Raw genomic sequence first — 16,326 nt, 5'->3', positions numbered from 1 at the left:
AGCCGGCGGTCATGGTGCGCTTGACCTGCATCGTTGAGGTGGCTATATATCCTGATATGTAACCGGTTACATTCAATAAAAAACAGCGAAATCGGAGTGTAGTGATGGCAGCTTCTCGGGTCAGGCTGGGCATGGTCGGCGGCGGCGCTGGCGCCTTCATCGGCAAGGTGCACCGCCAGGCGGCAGCGTTGGCAGGCGGGATCGACCTGGTGGCGGGTGCGTTCAGTCGCGACCCGGCCGCCAATGCCGCAACGGGCCGGGAGTGCGGCTTGCCCACCGAACGTGTATACGCCAGCTGGCAGGCGCTGCTCGACGGTGAAGCACGGCTCGAGCCTGGCGAGCGAATCAACCTGCTGGCCATCGTCACCCCCAACCATCTGCATGCACCCATCACTGCCGCCGCCATTCGCGCGGGCATCCATGTGTTCTGCGAAAAGCCGGCGGCGCTGAGCAGCGCCGAAACCGCCGACCTGGCCCATCTGCTGGTGCAGGGCGAGGCCCTGTATGGCCTGGCCCACACCTACCAGGGCTACCCGCTGGTCTGGCAGGCGCGGCACATGGTGCAGGCCGGGGAAATCGGTCGGTTGCGCAAACTCCACGTCGAATACCCCCAGGGTTGGCTCAGCGACGATCTGGCTGGCCAGGGCAACAGGCAGGCGCTCTGGCGCGGTGATCCGCAGCTGGCCGGGCAGGGCGGCTGCGTCGGCGATATCGGCACCCATGCCTTCAGCCTGGTCGAGTTCGTCAGTGGCCAGCGCATCGCCCGCCTCTGTGCGCACCTCGCCACCCATGTGCCTGGCCGGGCGCTGGATGACGACTGCGCCATGCTGTTTACCACCGAGCAGGGGGCCAGCGGCGTGCTGCTCGCCAGCCAGGTGTGCGCCGGCGAGGAGAACGCCCTGAAGATCCGCCTCTACGGCGACAAGGGTGGCCTGGAGTGGCGCCAGGAGCAACCCAACAGCCTGATTCATCGCCCCCTCGATCAGCCCATGCGCGTGCTGCGTGCCGGGGCCAACCACCCCTGGTTGTGCGATGAGGCGCTGCAGCGCATTCGCCTTCCGGCGGGCCACCCCGAGGGGTATCTGGAAGCCATGGCCAATCTGTACGCCGACTTCGCTCGGGCGATTGGCGGGTGCCCCAGCGCCGCTGCCGCCTTGCCCGGCATCGAGACCGCTGCGCGGGGCATGGCCTTTATCGAAACGGTGCTGGCCAGCCACGCCAGCGAGGCGAAATGGACACCGCTGGCGTCGTCCACTGGAGTGTACGCATGACCGCCAATACAGGGGGCATCCGCGGCCCCGGCATTTTCCTCGCCCAGTTCCTGGCGGCCGAGGCGCCGTTCGACACCCTGGCCAACCAGGCGCGCTGGGCGGCTTCGCTCGGCTACAAGGGCATCCAGCTGCCGACCCTGGGGCCGCAGTGCATCGACCTGCAGCGCGCCGCCGAGAGCCAGACCTACTGCGACGAGCTCAAGGGCATCTGCGCCGAGGCCGGGGTGCAGATCAGCGAACTGTCCACTCACCTGCAAGGCCAGCTGGTAGCCGTGCACCCGGCCTTCGACAAGCTGTTCGACGACTTCGCCCCGGCGCAGCTGAGAGGCCGCCCGCAGGCGCGCACCGAGTGGGCCGTCGACCAGCTGAAGCTCGCCGCCCAGGCCAGCCAGCGCCTGGGCCTGGCCGCCCACGCGAGCTTTTCCGGCGCGCTGCTGTGGCCCTATCTGTACCCCTGGCCGCAGCGCCCGGCGGGGCTGGTGGAGGAGGGCTTCGCCGAGCTGGCGCGGCGCTGGCTGCCGATCCTCGAGGCCTTCGACGAGGCGGGTGTCGACCTCTGCTACGAGCTGCACCCCAGCGAAGACCTGCACGACGGCGTCACCTTCGAGCGCTTTCTGGCTGCCGTTGGCGATCACCCGCGCGCCAACATTCTCTACGACCCCAGCCACATGCTGCTGCAGCAGATGGACTACCTGGGCTTCATCGACCGTTACCACCCGCGCATCCGCATGTTTCACGTCAAGGACGCCGAGTTCCGACCCGATGCCCGCTCCGGGGTGTATGGCGGCTATCAGGCCTGGGTCGATCGCCCAGGGCGTTTCCGTTCCCTGGGCGATGGGCAGATCGACTTCAAGGCGATCTTCAGCAAGCTCACCCAGTACGGCTACCAGGGTTGGGCGGTGCTGGAGTGGGAGTGCTGCCTCAAGGACTCGGCCCAGGGTGCGGCCGAAGGCGCCGGTTTCATCGAGCGCCAACTGATCACCCGCGCCGAGCGCGCCTTCGACGATTTCGCCGGGGTCGCCAGCAGCAACTCGCGCAATCGGGGGCTGCTTGGCTTGAAGTAGATCGTTTAACGCCGTCTCGTGAACAACAACAAGGATAAGACCATGAGCACTTTGACTGTCAGGCTGGGCGTGATGATGTTTCTGCAGTTCTTCATCTGGGGCGGCTGGTTCGTCACCCTGGGCACCTTTCTCGGGCGCACCCTGGGCGCCAGCGGCGGGCAGATCGGCATGGCTTACGCGACCCAGTCATGGGGGGCGATTCTGGCGCCCTTCGTGGTCGGGCTGATCGCCGATCGCCTGGTCAACGCCGAGCGTTTGCTGGCGGTGCTGCACCTGGGCGGCGCCGTGCTGCTCTACCAGCTCTACCGCGCCGAGGACTTCGCCACCTTCTACCCGCTGGTACTCGGCTACATGGTGGTGTACATGCCCACGCTCGGGCTGGTCAACGCCGTGGCGTTTCGCCAGTTGCGCGACCCGGCGGCGCAGTTTTCCAGGGTGCGGGTGTGGGGCACCCTGGGCTGGATCGTCTCCGGCCTGGTGATCAGCTTCGTGTTCGCCTGGGACGCCCAGCAGGCCATCGCCGAGGGCGCGCTGCGCAACACCTTCCTGCTCTGCGCCGGCGCTTCGCTGCTGCTCGGCCTGTACAGCTTCAGCCTGCCGGCCACCCCACCGGTGCCTGGCCAGCAGACCGGCCTCAAGCGCCTGCTCGGCCTGGATGCCCTGCAGATGCTCAAGGATCGCGGCTTCGCGACCTTCTTTCTGGCTTCGATCCTGATCTGCATCCCGCTGGCCTTCTACTACCAGAACGCCAACCTGTTCCTGACCGAAATCGGCGTCGCCAACCCCACCGGCATGATGACCCTCGGCCAGGTTTCCGAAGTGTTGTTCATGCTGCTGTTGCCGCTGTTCATCAAGCGCTTCGGGATCAAGGCGACGCTGCTGGTGGGCATGGCGGCCTGGGCGCTGCGCTACCTGCTGTTCGCCTACGGCAACGGCGGCGAGCTGGTGGCGTTCCTGGTGATGGGCATCGTGCTGCACGGCGTGTGCTACGACTTCTTCTTCGTTTCCGGGCAGATCTACACCGATGGCAAGGCTGGCGAGAGCATCAAGAGTTCGGCACAGGGCCTGATCACCCTGGCCACCTATGGCGTCGGCATGCTGATCGGCTTCTGGGTCGCCGGCGCGGTGTCCGATCATTATGCCGTCGAGGGGCTGCACGACTGGCGCAGCATCTGGCTGTTCCCCGCGGTGTTCTCGGTCGCCGTGTTGCTGGCCTTCCTGCTGACCTTCCGCGAGCGCGCCGCAGACGAACCGGCCGTAACCCACCGGGTGGGCTGAGGCGCCTTGCCGCCCGCGGCCTGGTTCAACCGTCGCAGCGCGCCTCGGGATCCTTGAGCAGCATGCTCAACAGCTGTGGCGGCTGGTGAACCAGGCCAGTGGGGGTTTCGCAGACGCGCTGGATGAAGTTGTCGGTGAACAGCAGCTTGCCGTGCACGAAGTGTTCGTTGGCGCGCAGGTTGGGGTTGTGGATGCGCGTGCCAAGGCGCGCGGCCAGCCACTTGCCGGCCTCGTAGTGGCTGATCCAGCGCTCGGCTGCCAGGCTGGCCATGGTCTCGGCCTTGGCCTCACGGCCGATGACGATCACCGGCACGTCGCTGACTTCCGGTACCAGGTCGTTGTGGCCCCAGTGGCCGCCTTCACCCAGGCGCTGGCCGTGGTCGCCGGTGATGATCAGGTAGCGCTCGCCCTCCAGGCGGTCGAAGTCGGCGATCACCTCGGCCAGCAGGCCGTCCAGGTAGTGCACCGAGTTGTCATAGGCGTTGCTCTGGCCATCCGGGCCCTGATCCACCCAGGGCGCCGGGGTCTTTTCGTGGCGGTAGTTCTGCGCGTAGGGCAGGTGCGCGGTGCGCAGGTTGAGCACCACGAAGTTGCGCTCGGCCCAGCGCTGCGCGTCGAGCACGTCGAGCAGGGCACGATCCTGCTGTTTGAGGAAGCGCACCGGGTGGTCTTCGCGGGTGATCGACACGTCCAGGTAACGGCTGCCGAGGTTGGCCAGCAGCTTGGATTCCTGGGAGGAGATCCAGTGGGTGCGAAAGCCCGCCTGCTTGGCGAAGCGGAACAGGTTGATGTCGCCGGTGCGCAGCAGTGCATCCTTGCCGGGCTCGCGAATCGGGTTGATCAGGTACGGCAGGCTGACATCGGTGGCCACCCCGGCGGCGATGCCGGGGCGCACGAAGGCGCTGGGATGCTCGCGCAGGTAGGCGGCCAGTTTCGGCGTGGTGTCCCGGTCGTAGCCGAACACGCCAAGGCGATCACTGCGCAGCGAATCGGCGACCACCAGCCAGACATGCTTGGCTTCGCTCAGGCTCGGGCTCAGTGCATAGGGGGCGAAGGTGCTGGGCGGCAGTTCGATTTCCGGCTTGAACGCCAGGTGCACCGCCCAGGCGGAAAACACGTTGAGGTTGTTGTGCAGGGCGCTGCGGCTCGGGCTGGCGGCGAACGAGTCGAGGTTGCGGTAGGTGGCGCGATAGGGTTTGGAGAGCAGCACCACGGCGATCAGCAGCAGTGCCCAGCGGCTCTGCGGCAGGTTGACCCGGCCGGGCAGGCGCCAGTGCAGGGCGAGCAGCAGGCCGTAGGGAGTGCCCACGCAGAGCAGCACCGGCCAATGCTGGGCCAGGCTGTGCGCGGCGGTCTCGCGTACTTCGCCGGGGTCATTGAGCAGCGACTGGATGTCGATGGCGGTCAGCGGTTCGCCAAAGAAGCTGATGTTGGCCAGCTGCAGCAGTTGCATCACCGCGAACAGCGTCAGGATGCCCATGCTCAGCCAGCGCAGGTTGCACAGCCACAGCCCCAGGCTGAACAGCCACAGCACGACCACGTAACCCGCCTCCAGCTCGGCGTGGTTGTTCGGCGTGAACAGTTGCTGCAGAAAATCATCGGCGAGCAGCAGGGCGCAGCTCAGGGTGGCCAGGGCAAGCAGCGACAGCCAGGCGCGCGGAGCGCTGGCACGGCGAGGCGCAAGCAGGGTCAGCATGGGTCGAGTCTCAGCGATGGTCGGACGGGGCGCGGCGTTTGCCGGTGATCATCGACAGCGGCAGGTTTTCGCGCAGGTGCAGGCTTTCGATCACGGCTGCGGCCAGGTGGATGACCACCAGCGTCGCCAGGCTGTTGGCCGCCCAGGCATGCAGGCTGAGCGGCCAGTCGGCGCCCCACAGGGCATCGACCTCCTGCATCAGAAAGCCGCTGATGCCAAGGGTGGCGATGGCGCTCATCATCAGCAGCATCACCAGGGCGCCAATCGGCGAGTGGCCGAGGCGGCGGTGCGGTTCGCGCTTGAGAACCAGAGCCAGGTGTTCGCGCAAGCGTGTGCGGGTCGGCCAGAAGTCCGTCCAGCGCGCGCTGCGTGGACCGACGAAGCCCCACACCAGGCGTACCGCCAGCCAGGCGCAGGCGTAGTAGCCGAGCCAGGTGTGCCAGTCGTCACCTTGCTCGGTAAAGAAATAGTTGGCGACGAAGACCCCGGCCACCGACACATGGAACAGCCGGATCAGGGGATCCCAGAGTCGTATCGTCGCCGCGTGCATCAGTCTTCGATCTCGGTCTTGATGGCCTTGCCGCTAACCGGGTCGTGATAGATCTCGACCTTGCGCTTGTCCTTGTCGAAGCCGTAGATCTCGTAGCAGTTGCCTTCCGTGACCTTGAACTTGCTGATCTGGTAACCCTGCTCTTTCAGCTTTTCCTGAAACTGCTGCGGGTCCTGCCAGGTGGAGCGGTCGGCGGTGGTGCATTCGGTGCTGGCCATGGCCAGCGGGCTGCCCAGCAGCAGGGCGAAAAGCGCGACGTAACGCATGGTGAGACTCCTTGTGATGGGGGTGAGTAGCACCTTGCGACGCGAAGCTTAGGAAAGCCTTAATGGGCAAAGCTCGGTAACATCTACCCCTGCCAAATGCGCCGCGCGAAGCGCATCATGGCGCCGTTTTATCGATGACGAGGTGCGTGCCGTGCGTGTCCTGCTGGTTGAAGATGATCGTGCCCTGGCGCGGGGCATTCGCGTGGCCCTGCGTGGCGAGGGCTATACGCTGGACTGGCTGGAGGATGGCGTCGAGGCCGCCCATGCGCTGCGCAGCGAACAGTTCGACCTGGTGCTGCTCGACCTCGGCCTGCCGCGCCTGGATGGCATGACCCTGCTGCGCCAGCTGCGTGCACGCAGCGAGAACGCCGTGCCGGTGCTGGTGCTTACCGCCCGCGACGGCATGGATGATCGGATCCAGGGGCTGGATGCCGGCGCCGATGATTACCTGGTCAAACCCTTCGACCCCGAAGAGCTCAAGGCGCGCATCCGCGCCCTGTTGCGGCGCAGCCAGGGCCGCGCCCAGCCGGTACTGGAATTCGCTGGGGTGACCCTCGATCCCTCCACCCAGGAGGTGCGCTACCAGGGCCGCAGCGTGCCGATGACGCCCATGGAGTATCAGCTGCTGCACCAGTTGCTGATTCGCCCCGGGGTGGTGGTGACCCGCGAGCGCTTGGCCAATGCGCTGTATGGCTGGCAGGAAAGCGGCCCGGGCAACACCCTGGAAGTACTGATCCATAACCTGCGCCGCAAGCTGTGCAGCGAGCTGATTCGCACCGTACGCGGGGTCGGTTACCTGGTGGAGCAGCGGCCATGATTTCCATCCGCACGCGCATCCTGGCGCCGACCATCGCCCTGGTGCTGGCCGGTAGCCTGGCCCTGGTGCTGCTCGCCCTGCGCGACAGCCACCGGCAGACCGAGGCGGTCTATGACGCCCAGCTGGTGCAGGCCGCGCGTGTGCTGCAGGGCATGCTGCAGCAGCCCGATGGCCGCCCGGTCGACTGGCAGTTCGTCCGCCAGGCGCTGGATGGCGCCCTCGATCGCTCGACCGAGGGGGTGTTCTCGCACCCCTACGAAATCAACCTGGCGTTCCAGGTGTGGGATCGTGACGGCAACCTGCTGGTGCGCTCCGAGCAGGCGCCGCATCTGCAGAAGCTGCCAGCGCCGGGCATTCACGAATTCTTCTTCAACGACCAGGAATGGTGCGGCGTGCTGCTCGATGACAGCGCGGGCGGCCTGCGTATCTGGGTTGGCGAGCGGGAAGACCTGCGCCAGGATCTGATCCACCAGATTCTCCAGCACACCCTGATGCCGACGCTGATCTGTCTGCCGCTGCTGGCCGCGTTCATCTGGCTGCTGCTCGGCTGGGGGCTGCGCCCGCTGCAGCGCCTGGCCCAGCAACTGCGCGAGCGCCCGGAGCACAGCCTGGAACCTTTGCCGGCCGGGCCGCTGCCGCCGGAGCTGGAACCGATGCGCCTGGCCCTGGATGACGTGCTGAGCCAGTTGCGCGCACTGCTCGAACGCGAGCGGCGCTTCATCGCCGATGCCGCCCATGAGCTGCGTACACCGCTGGCGATCCTGGAGATTCACGTGCGTAACGCGGCCCAGGCCGAAAGCGTGCAGGAGCGCGAGGAGGCCCTGGCATTCCTCAAGCATGGCGTGCACCGCGCCACCCGTATCGCCAGCCAGCTGCTGACCATGGCGCGCCTGGAAGCGCCGTCGCAGAATTTGCAGCCGCTGGACCTGACCGCCGTGGTGCGTGAGGAGCTGGCCGACCTGGCGCCGCTGGCGCTCAACCGGCAAATCGACCTGGCCCTGGATGCCGAGGAAAAAGCGCTGATTCAGGGTGACCGCGGCCTGATCGTCATCCTGCTGCAGAACCTGGTCAGCAACGCGCTGACCTTCTCGTCACCTGGCAGCGAGGTGAGCGTGCGCGTGTGCCGGGAAGGTGAGGGCGTGCACCTGCAGGTCGTCGATCAGGGGCCGGGCGTCGAAGAAGCGCGCCTGCCGCGCCTCGGCGAGCGCTTCCACAGTGCCGGCAACCCCCAGGGCGCGGGGCTGGGGTTGGCCATCGTCGGCATGATCACCCGCCACCTGGGCGGCTCCATCGGCTTCAGCAATGCCAGCCCACGGGGGTTCAGGGCGGTGGTCAGCTTTCCCGATACGGCTGGCTGATCACCGCTGATCGGCCTGCCGCTTTCAGAGCTGCAAGCCGCCGCTTTGCTTGTGCAGCTTGCGCAGGTGCTCGCCGAGCAGTTTCAGGTTGGCTTCGTTGGCTTCCAGTTCGGCCAGGCGCTGGGGTTCCAGCAGGCGGCGCACTTCACCGTCGAGATCGGCGCTGAGCAGGCTCAGTTGCTGCTGGCGGGTGCGCGTTTCGCTTTCCAGGCGCTGCCATTCTTCCTGCTGCGGCAGGCCGTAACCACCCTCGAGCAGCTCGGCCGGGCGGCTCAGGAAGCCGGTGTTGGCGAGGATCTGCTCCAGGGCGTCACCGGCCTTGTCGAGGCTCGGATCCTTGGCGGCGCGGCCGCTCAGGTAGCGCTGTTTGAGTTCGTCCTGGGAGAGCAGCAGCTGGCGGCGCATGGCCGCCTGTTCGAGCAGCAGCATGGCGGCACTGGCGCGCAGGTCGGCCTGCTCGAACCACTGGCGACGCTGTTCGGACGGCTGCTCGAGCCAGTCCTCGACGCGCTGCTGGTGGATCGGCAGACGCTGCTGCAGCACCTTGAACATGGCCTGGTAGCGGTCGCGGAACGAGTCGAAGCGGTAGCCCAGGCGCAGCGCCTCGCGGGAGTCGTCCAGCACGCTGCCATCGGCCAGGTCGCGGGCTTCGAGTACCTCCAACAAACCGATGGGGGTGATGCTGTCGAGGTTCTGCAGGCCGGGCAGGCCCGTGCCGCTGCGCAGCAGCTTGAGGGTTTCCACCGCACAGTTGTTGGAGACGAAGAAGTAGTCGCCGTCGTAGCTCCAGTGCTGCTCGACGGCGCGGGCGACCAGTTGCTCCAGGCGCTCGCGTGACAGTTTCAGGGGCACCGAGGCCAGGCTGCGCAGCTCGACCTTGGTGTACTCCTCGATCACCTGGGCCAGGGGCAGCACGAACAGCCGCGACGGGTAGGCACCGGTCAGGCCGTCCCAGCTGGACAGCTGCACGTCGTTGACGAAGGCGCGGTAGGACAGCACCAGGTGCTGATCCAGATCCAGCCGGCAGTCCGGCCCACGTGGCCGGCCCGGTGCGCAGATGACCAGGCGCAGCATGGTGTGGCCCCAGCGGCTGGCCATGTTCTGGTTGGCTTCGGCAAGCAGGTAATCCACCTCGTAAACCCGTTCGGGGTCGAGGTTGGCCAGCGCCTGCTTGTCGAAATCGCGCCCGGCGTTCAGGTAGGCATAGCCGCTGCCGCAGGGCGCCTGGTTGGCTGGCGACCAGCCGAAATGCGCGCTGAAAAACCGCGCCAGGGAGGGGCGACGGCAGGCGTATTCGGGGTCGAGGAGAAAGTACTCCATATTCACCGCGACGAATTCGCGCGGGTTGCTCAGCTCGTAGCTGTCCGGGCTGCGGGCGACCTGGCCGTTTTGCATGTCGCGCTCACCGCGCGTGCCGACCCGCTGGGGCCAGCCGGCCAGGTCGAGCAGGCGCGGCTCATCGCTGAGGGTGAAGCGGCGCTCGGTCTGCCCGCGGCATTCGGCGCGCAGGCCGACCGGGCCCAGGTCGGCATTGTGCCGTTGGCAGCGACGCAGCAGGGTGCGCTGCTCGGCGCCCCAATAGGCACCGCGATCATAGAGGTGGGTCACTTCATGCAGTACGGTGGCCAGCAGTTCCTGGCGCACGGTGCCGTGGGGGCGACCGTTTGGCGTGCGCGCGGCGCTGCCGTCGGTAAGGCTGGGCAGCAGCTTGGCGTTGAGCTCGACGCCACTGAGGCGCCCGGCTCGGCCGTAGATGTCCGCTGGCAAGTCGACCCAGCGCACCACGACCTCACGGTCCACCGCTGCGCGCAGGCGCGGCGGCAGGGCGCCGTGGGCTTGGTCGAGCAGGGTCTGGCTGGCGTGGCGTTGCTCGGGCGTGAGCCCGGATTGTTCGAGAGAAAATTGCAGCTGGGCATGGCTGGCCGTGCTGACCAGCAAGGTCAGCAGCAGGAGCCAGCCACGGGCGGTTATCACAGCGCGAGAATGGCTTCTGCGAGTACCTGGTCGGAGGCGTTCTGGGCCTCGGGAACTTGGCTGCGCAGCGCGCCGAAGGCGGCTTCCAGCTGGGCACCGCGGATATCGCCCTGGCTGGCGACGAAGCTGGCGGCATCGTCACGGGCTTCGATCACCACTTTCATGTCGCGGATCGAGGTGGTGGTGTCCGAGGTGAAGTCGATGGTGCGATCCAGCGCACGGACGATGATGTTGCTGGTGGCCACCAGGGTCTGGGCCTGAACGGCGCCGGCGAACAGGGCCAGCGAGGCGGTGGCGGCTAACAACGGACGCTTCATGAACGGTCTCCGAATGGGGTTGATTGGCTGCTTGGACGAGGAACCTGTGCCGCAGTTCCAGCAATGACAGGCGCTTAATGGGCGAGGATGGCCTGCGCCAGTTGTGCATCATCGGCCTGCAGGGCAGGCATGCGCGCACGGATGTGCTGCAGGGCGGTTTCCAGGTGTGCGCCACGCACGGCGCCTTGGCTGGCGACGAAGCTGGCAGCGTCGTCCCTGGCGGCCAGCACCACCTTGTTGTCGACCACGGAGGAGGTCGCATTGGAGCTGGTATCGATGGTGGCAGCGAGTGCATCGACCAGGGTGTCGGTGGTGACCACGAAGCTGCTGGCGCTGGCGCCTGCGGCGAAGCCGAACAGGCTGACAAAGGCGAGGGTGCGGACGATGGGCATGGGCTTGGTCTCTACGGCTCACGGAAAGCCGCATTCTACCCGCTCTGCACGGCGCCGTTGAGAAAGACCTGCACAGTTTGTGTAGCCTTGTTGGCAGCCGCATGACCCTTTGCTGAACATGCCTCCTGAAACGACAAAACCCCGCTGGCGCTGCATGCCGGCGGGGTTTTGCGGGAGAAGCTCAGGTGTCGCGATTAGCGCCAGAACGGTTTGCTCAGTTCGGCGTAACGCTGACTTTCGCTGATGCCGGCATCGGCCAGCAGGCGAGGGTCCAGACGCGCCAGTTGGCGGCGGCTGACGATGCGACGCTGCCACAGGAGCAGAGTAGCGAGAATGTTCAGCGGCAGGCTGGTGGCAGATTTGGACGAGTTGTCGACAAGCAGATCGGAACTGAGGGTACGTTCCATGGTGTGCATCCTTCCGCTTTTGGCGGGACTGGTTAAGTTCTGGGGCCTATTTTCGACTTCGCGCGGGGTTGGCAGTAGCCACAGCTGCAGTAAATTAGCAGGGTACTAGATAGGGTGCTTTGTAACTGTAGCGTCAATTTAATTGGTAACTGTACCGGTGTTTGTGAATTTGCCGTGACTTTGCCTGTTTGGCAGTGCTTTGAACTGAAATTTGTTCGATTTTCAGTTAATTCATTGCGGTACAGTTACGATTGTTCGGCTTAGTTGCTTAGCTCATTATTTTTTTGAGCAGCAACTCTCGTTATCAATCGGTGATGCTGTGCTTTTTTCTCGCGCTCAATTGCCCTCGAAGAGGGCGCGGCCGCTCTACCGCGCCCCTTTGCGGGTCATTCGACGGCCTTGAGCATATCCTCGATAACCTTCTTGGCGTCGCCGAACACCATCATGGTCTTGTCCAGGTAGAACAGTTCGTTGTCCAGGCCGGCATAGCCGCTGGCCATCGAGCGTTTGTTGACGATGATGGTCTTGGCCTTGAAGGCCTCGAGGATCGGCATGCCGGCAATCGGCGACTTCGGGTCGTTCTTCGCCGCCGGGTTGACCACGTCGTTGGCGCCGAGCACCAGCACCACATCGGCCTGGCCGAATTCGGCGTTGATGTCTTCCATCTCGAACACCTGGTCGTAGGGCACTTCCGCTTCGGCCAGCAGCACGTTCATGTGGCCGGGCATGCGGCCGGCTACCGGGTGAATCGCGTACTTCACGGTCACGCCCTTGTGCGCGAGCTTTTCGGTGAGCTCCTTCAGGGCGTGCTGGGCGCGGGCCACCGCCAGGCCGTAGCCGGGCACGATGATCACGCTGTCGGCGTTGCCGAGCAGGAACGCGGCGTCGTCGGCTGAGCCGGATTTCACCGGGCGTTGCTCGCCGCTACCGGCTGCCGGGCCGGCATCCGGGGCGCCGCCGAAGCCGCCGAGAATGACGTTGAAGAACGAGCGGTTCATCGCCTTGCACATGATGTAGGAGAGGATCGCGCCGCTGGAGCCGACCAGGGAGCCGGCGATGATCAGCATCGAGTTGTTCAGCGAGAAGCCGATACCGGCGGCGGCCCAGCCCGAATAGCTGTTGAGCATCGACACCACCACCGGCATGTCCGCGCCGCCGATGGGGATGATGATCAGCACGCCGATCACGAAGGCCAGGGCCACCAGTATCGCGAAGGCGTTGAGGTTGCCGGTGAAGGTGAAGTACAGGCCCAGGCCGGCGATGGCCAGGCCGACCAGCAGGTTGATCAGGTGCTGGCCGGCGAACTGTACCGGCGCGCCCTGGAACAGGCGGAACTTGTACTTGCCGGACAGTTTGCCGAAGGCGATCACCGAGCCCGAGAAGGTGATGGCGCCGATGGCCGCACCGAGGAACAGCTCCAGGCGGTTACCGGCCGGAATCGGGTCAGCGATGCTGGCGACGATACCCAGCGATTGCGGTTCGACCACCGCGGCGATGGCAATGAACACGGCGGCCAGGCCGATCATGCTGTGCATGAAGGCGACCAGTTCCGGCATCTTGGTCATCTCGACGCGCTTGGCCATGATCGAGCCAGCGGTGCCGCCGACCAGCAAACCGACGATCACGTAGCCGATGCCTTGCACCGCCAGTTCGCTGCCCAGCTTATGGATGAGGCCCAAGGTAGTGAGCACGGCGATGGTCATGCCGATCATGCCAAAGGCATTGCCACGTCGCGAGGTGGTCGGGTGCGACAGGCCTTTCAGGGCCTGGATGAAGCACACCGAGGCCACGAGGTAGAGGAGGGTGATCAGGTTCATGCTCATTTCACTGCTTCTCCGCCGCGGCTTTCGGGGCCTTCTTCTTGAACATTTCCAGCATGCGCCGGGTAACCAGGAAGCCGCCGAACACGTTGACCGCCGCGAGGGCCACGGCCAGGGTGCCCATGGTCTTGCCCAGCGGGGTGACGGTCAGGGCGGCGGCCAGCATGGCGCCGACGATGACGATCGCGGAGATGGCGTTGGTCACCGCCATCAGCGGCGTATGCAGGGCAGGGGTGACGTTCCAGACCACGTGGTAGCCGACGTAGATGGCCAGCACGAAGATGATCAGGTTGTAGATGCCGTCGGAAATCAGATCCATCGGGATGATCCTTTTCTTGTAGTGATTGGCCCTCTCCATAAAGAGAGGGAGGCCATCATTTGTTGGTGCGCACGATCTCGCCGCCTTTGCACATCAGGCAGGCAGCGACGATGTCGTCTTCCAGGTTTAGGTGGAAGGCGCCGCTCGGGTCGATCACCAGCTTGAGGAAGTCGAGCAGGTTGCGTGCATACAGGGCCGAGGCATCGGCGGCGACCAGGGCCGGCAGGTTGCCGTGGCCGACCAGGGTCACGCCGTGCTTGACCACCACCTTGTCCAGTTCGGTCAGCGGGCAGTTGCCACCCTGGATCGCTGCCAGGTCGATGACCACCGAGCCCGGTTTCATCTCCGCGACCGTGGCTTCGTGCAGCAGCGTCGGTGCCTTGCGGCCCGGAATCAGCGCGGTGGTGATGACGATGTCGGCCTGTTTGGCGCGCTCGTGCACCGCCCTGGCCTGGCGCTCCATCCACGAGGCTGGCATTGGCCGGGCATAACCGCCGACGCCTTCGGCGCACTCGCGCTCCTCATCGGTCTCGAAGGGCACGTCGACGAACTTGGCACCGAGGGATTCGATCTGCTCCTTGACGGCCGGGCGCACGTCGGAGGCCTCGATCACCGCGCCCAGGCGCTTTGCCGTGGCGATGGCCTGCAGGCCGGCGACGCCAGCACCGAGGATCAATACGCGAGCGGCTTTCACCGTACCGGCGGCGGTCATCAGCATCGGCATGAAGCGCGGGTAGTGATTGGCCGCCAGCATCACCGCCTTGTAGCCGGCGATATTGGCCTGGGAGCTCAGTACGTCCAGGCTCTGGGCGCGGGAGGTACGCGGTGCAGCCTCCAGGGCGAAGGCCGTGACACCGGCGGCGTTCAGGCGAGCGATGGTGTCATTGCTGAACGGATTGAGCATGCCGACCAGCACGGAGCCAGGTTTCATCAGCGCCAGTTCGCTGTCGTCCGGTGCGACCACCTTGAGCACCAGCTCGGCGCAGAATGCTGCCGCTGCATCGCCAATGCTGGCGCCGGCGGCTACATAGGCTGCGTCGGTAATGCTGGCGGCAATGCCGGCCCCGTTCTGGACGGTGACCTGGTGGCCCTGGCCGATCAGCTTCTTGATGGTTTCCGGCGTCGCGGCTACCCGCGTTTCGCCTGCCTGGGTTTCGAGGGGAACACCAATGTGCACGCTTGCATCTCCTGCGATCGTTGCAGATTCACCCAGAGGGCGGCAGAGGTACGGTGTCGACTAAAGTCGTACCGCGGCATTCTGCAAACAGAGCAGGTCGGTAAGCAATATTCATGGAGTAATTATTTTTCATGACTACAAGTTATCGGAGATATTGTTATTTTTCATGCTGAACTATCCCGGTAAAATCTGTGCATATTGCGGCTAAATTCCGGTTTGTTGCGGCTATCGTGAATAAATGTCTGAAAAGATGATGAGCGTTTACAGGCTGGGGTGCGGCGCGATGTCGCACCGTTCAAAATCATTTACGGGCTCATAAAACAGCGTTTTTGAGATTTTTGTAGTCATTTTTATTGCTCGCTACTGATTGCCAGAGGTCAGCCTGATTCTTCTGGCAGGAAGTCGGGCGTAGAACCTGTTCACGATTTTCTAGGCGACATAAGAGGCTGCTACAAGGCAGAAGCGGACGGTCATTGCTGCGATTTCAAACCTGCTCATATTGGTGGGCTGAAGCCCACCCTACGAGGCTACAAGGCAGAAGCAGGCGTAGGGTGGATGACGCTCTTTTCATCCACCATTGCGATCGCAGAGCGGTGGACGGGTCGGGCCGCGTAGGTGAGGCGTCGTCCACCCTACGAGGCTGCTTCAAGGCAGCAGCCGTTCACTCGTGGGAGAGGCTTTAGCCTCGAGTCTTTTTCAAGGCAAACAAAGAGCTCGGGGCTAAAGCCCCTCCCACGAGTTCGCGAACGGCCGCTTGCCCGGGCAAAGGCAACCGTCAATGATCCATTGTGGGAGCGCGCCATGCGCGCGAAAAATCGCGGGCATGGCCCGCTCCCACAGGTACTGCACCGATGTCTGCTCCCGCCACTTCGCAGGCAAAGCACTGAAGTCGAGCTGAAAGATCGTGAACAGGCTCATACAACGAGGCGGCAAGAGGGAAGGGGCAGAGGCGGAGCACGGCAGCGTGTGAGGAAAGGGTGCCAAAGCACCCAAAGCCGAGCGGTCGACTTTGGGCGTGGTAAGGGGATTGGCTAGGGGAGGGCTGTCAGCCCGTACGCCAGGTGATTTCCTGTACACCATCAGCGCTGATACGCAGCCATTGATCGGCCTGCTCATCGCTTTCTTCTTCTTCCCAACTGCCCGGTGCGCAGCGAACTTCCACGCCCAGCGCGGCATAGGCCGCCTTGGCGCAGGCCAGGTCGTCGTCCCAGGGGGTGGCGTCGCTTTCCAGGTAGAGGCTGTGCCATTTGCCTACGGCCTTGGGCAGCCAGGTCACCGGAATGTCGCCGGCGCGGCACTTGAAGGTCTGGCCTTTCTGCTGCCAGTCGGAGCACGGGCCAAGGGCCTGGGTCAGCCAGGCGGCGATGGCCTGGTGGTCGGCATCCTTCAGGTATATCTCGATATCCGGTTGGCGCATTTGGATCCTCATCTCGATCTGCTGTGCGTCGGCCCTACCGCGTTAAAAATAGACTCAGAAAGCCGCTTGCGGCTAACGCACTTCAGTGCGGCCCCGGAGGGGCGAGCGAAGCGAGTCATGCTCATGTACAAAAGTACACTCCGCTTCCTCGTCTGTTTTTGCGGGGCCGCCTAGGTATTGTAGGGCTCTAGCTCGCGAGATCG

At 64.8% G+C, this 16,326-nt stretch carries 16 protein-coding genes; 5 read left to right on the top strand and 11 right to left on the bottom strand.

The window, feature by feature from the left end:
* Window positions 1-104: 104 nt before the first annotated feature.
* Genes QYS36_RS02710 through QYS36_RS02700 form a run of 3 tightly spaced genes read left to right on the top strand, consistent with a single transcriptional unit; the run spans window position 105 to window position 3,613 of the window.
* Window positions 105-1,271, top strand: a complete 1,167-nt coding sequence (locus QYS36_RS02710) for a Gfo/Idh/MocA family oxidoreductase (protein ID WP_308838036.1) — start codon at window positions 105-107, stop codon at window positions 1,269-1,271.
* Window positions 1,268-2,335, top strand: a complete 1,068-nt coding sequence (locus QYS36_RS02705) for a sugar phosphate isomerase/epimerase (protein ID WP_308838035.1) — start codon at window positions 1,268-1,270, stop codon at window positions 2,333-2,335. The genes QYS36_RS02710 and QYS36_RS02705 overlap by 4 nt, the downstream gene beginning before the upstream one ends.
* A 42-nt stretch (window positions 2,336-2,377) precedes the next feature.
* Window positions 2,378-3,613 carry a nucleoside permease gene (locus tag QYS36_RS02700; protein WP_308838034.1) on the top strand — a complete coding sequence of 412 codons (1,236 nt, stop codon included), beginning with the start codon at window positions 2,378-2,380 and terminating at the stop codon, window positions 3,611-3,613.
* A gap of 25 nt (window positions 3,614-3,638) precedes the next feature.
* On the opposite strand, the gene QYS36_RS02695 is transcribed toward QYS36_RS02700, so the two are convergent.
* Genes QYS36_RS02695 through QYS36_RS02685 form a run of 3 tightly spaced genes read right to left on the bottom strand, consistent with a single transcriptional unit; the run spans window position 3,639 to window position 6,125 of the window.
* The gene (locus tag QYS36_RS02695) at window positions 3,639-5,309 is read right to left on the bottom strand and encodes a phosphoethanolamine transferase (RefSeq protein ID WP_308838033.1); all 1,671 of its coding nucleotides are present in this window, start codon (window positions 5,307-5,309) and stop codon (window positions 3,639-3,641) included.
* A 10-nt stretch (window positions 5,310-5,319) separates the two neighbouring features.
* Window positions 5,320-5,859, bottom strand: a complete 540-nt coding sequence (locus QYS36_RS02690; protein ID WP_308838032.1) for a cytochrome b/b6 domain-containing protein — start codon at window positions 5,857-5,859, stop codon at window positions 5,320-5,322.
* Window positions 5,859-6,125, bottom strand: a complete 267-nt coding sequence (locus QYS36_RS02685) for a PepSY domain-containing protein (RefSeq protein ID WP_308838031.1) — start codon at window positions 6,123-6,125, stop codon at window positions 5,859-5,861. Before QYS36_RS02685 ends, QYS36_RS02690 begins: the two co-directional genes overlap by 1 nt.
* 151 nt (window positions 6,126-6,276) lie before the next feature.
* Between QYS36_RS02685 and QYS36_RS02680 the strand changes: the two genes are divergently transcribed.
* Complete coding sequence (locus QYS36_RS02680) at window positions 6,277-6,942, top strand: response regulator (RefSeq protein ID WP_308838030.1); 666 nt, start codon at window positions 6,277-6,279, stop codon at window positions 6,940-6,942.
* Window positions 6,939-8,300, top strand: a complete 1,362-nt coding sequence (locus tag QYS36_RS02675) for an ATP-binding protein (RefSeq protein ID WP_308838029.1) — start codon at window positions 6,939-6,941, stop codon at window positions 8,298-8,300. Before QYS36_RS02680 ends, QYS36_RS02675 begins: the two co-directional genes overlap by 4 nt.
* Before the next feature lie 24 nt (window positions 8,301-8,324).
* On the opposite strand, the gene QYS36_RS02670 is transcribed toward QYS36_RS02675, so the two are convergent.
* The 8 genes from QYS36_RS02670 to QYS36_RS02635 all read right to left on the bottom strand — a co-directional run bounded on the left by QYS36_RS02670 (window position 8,325) and on the right by QYS36_RS02635 (window position 16,123).
* Window positions 8,325-10,274, bottom strand: a complete 1,950-nt coding sequence (locus QYS36_RS02670) for a DUF4105 domain-containing protein (protein WP_308838028.1) — start codon at window positions 10,272-10,274, stop codon at window positions 8,325-8,327.
* Window positions 10,271-10,591 carry a DUF2388 domain-containing protein gene (locus QYS36_RS02665; protein WP_070884159.1) on the bottom strand — a complete coding sequence of 107 codons (321 nt, stop codon included), beginning with the start codon at window positions 10,589-10,591 and terminating at the stop codon, window positions 10,271-10,273. The genes QYS36_RS02670 and QYS36_RS02665 overlap by 4 nt, the downstream gene beginning before the upstream one ends.
* A gap of 74 nt (window positions 10,592-10,665) precedes the next feature.
* Entirely contained in the window at window positions 10,666-10,983 is a 318-nt protein-coding gene (locus QYS36_RS02660) for a DUF2388 domain-containing protein (protein WP_308838027.1), read from the bottom strand.
* 194 nt (window positions 10,984-11,177) lie between these two features.
* On the bottom strand, window positions 11,178-11,390 hold the full coding sequence (locus tag QYS36_RS02655; RefSeq protein ID WP_074881216.1) for a DUF1127 domain-containing protein: 213 nt from the start codon (window positions 11,388-11,390) through the stop codon (window positions 11,178-11,180).
* Between the two features lie 386 nt (window positions 11,391-11,776).
* Window positions 11,777-13,213 carry an NAD(P)(+) transhydrogenase (Re/Si-specific) subunit beta gene (locus tag QYS36_RS02650; protein WP_308838026.1) on the bottom strand — a complete coding sequence of 479 codons (1,437 nt, stop codon included), beginning with the start codon at window positions 13,211-13,213 and terminating at the stop codon, window positions 11,777-11,779.
* Between the two features lies 1 nt (window position 13,214).
* Window positions 13,215-13,529: an NAD(P) transhydrogenase subunit alpha gene (locus tag QYS36_RS02645; protein ID WP_111460703.1), complete on the bottom strand. Its 315-nt coding sequence runs from the start codon at window positions 13,527-13,529 to the stop codon at window positions 13,215-13,217.
* Between the two features lie 55 nt (window positions 13,530-13,584).
* Window positions 13,585-14,706, bottom strand: a complete 1,122-nt coding sequence (locus tag QYS36_RS02640) for a Re/Si-specific NAD(P)(+) transhydrogenase subunit alpha (protein WP_308838025.1) — start codon at window positions 14,704-14,706, stop codon at window positions 13,585-13,587.
* A gap of 1,045 nt (window positions 14,707-15,751) precedes the next feature.
* A complete protein-coding gene (locus tag QYS36_RS02635; RefSeq protein WP_308838024.1) occupies window positions 15,752-16,123 on the bottom strand; it encodes a hypothetical protein in 372 nt (123 codons plus the stop codon).
* Window positions 16,124-16,326 lie beyond the last annotated feature (203 nt).

This window comes from Pseudomonas sp. G34 (genome assembly GCF_031119625.1).
In the GTDB taxonomy this organism is placed as follows: Bacteria; Pseudomonadota; Gammaproteobacteria; order Pseudomonadales; family Pseudomonadaceae; genus Aquipseudomonas.
The sequence above is the reverse complement of the archived record's forward strand: the minus strand, read 5'-3'. Positions and strand labels throughout refer to the sequence as shown.

Bases quoted from the DNA above. Each gene is read 5' to 3' on its own strand.
- QYS36_RS02710 (WP_308838036.1), top strand. From the start codon at position 105: ATGGCAGCTTCTCGGGTCAGGCTGGGCATGGTCGGCGGCGGCGCTGGC.
- QYS36_RS02705 (WP_308838035.1), top strand. From the start codon at position 1,268: ATGACCGCCAATACAGGGGGCATCCGCGGCCCCGGCATTTTCCTCGCC.
- QYS36_RS02700 (WP_308838034.1), top strand. From the start codon at position 2,378: ATGAGCACTTTGACTGTCAGGCTGGGCGTGATGATGTTTCTGCAGTTC.
- QYS36_RS02695 (WP_308838033.1), bottom strand. From the start codon at position 5,309: ATGCTGACCCTGCTTGCGCCTCGCCGTGCCAGCGCTCCGCGCGCCTGG.
- QYS36_RS02690 (WP_308838032.1), bottom strand. From the start codon at position 5,859: ATGCACGCGGCGACGATACGACTCTGGGATCCCCTGATCCGGCTGTTC.
- QYS36_RS02685 (WP_308838031.1), bottom strand. From the start codon at position 6,125: ATGCGTTACGTCGCGCTTTTCGCCCTGCTGCTGGGCAGCCCGCTGGCC.
- QYS36_RS02675 (WP_308838029.1), top strand. From the start codon at position 6,939: ATGATTTCCATCCGCACGCGCATCCTGGCGCCGACCATCGCCCTGGTG.
- QYS36_RS02665 (WP_070884159.1), bottom strand. From the start codon at position 10,591: ATGAAGCGTCCGTTGTTAGCCGCCACCGCCTCGCTGGCCCTGTTCGCC.
- QYS36_RS02660 (WP_308838027.1), bottom strand. From the start codon at position 10,983: ATGCCCATCGTCCGCACCCTCGCCTTTGTCAGCCTGTTCGGCTTCGCC.
- QYS36_RS02655 (WP_074881216.1), bottom strand. From the start codon at position 11,390: ATGGAACGTACCCTCAGTTCCGATCTGCTTGTCGACAACTCGTCCAAA.
- QYS36_RS02650 (WP_308838026.1), bottom strand. From the start codon at position 13,213: ATGAGCATGAACCTGATCACCCTCCTCTACCTCGTGGCCTCGGTGTGC.
- QYS36_RS02645 (WP_111460703.1), bottom strand. From the start codon at position 13,529: ATGGATCTGATTTCCGACGGCATCTACAACCTGATCATCTTCGTGCTG.
- QYS36_RS02635 (WP_308838024.1), bottom strand. From the start codon at position 16,123: ATGCGCCAACCGGATATCGAGATATACCTGAAGGATGCCGACCACCAG.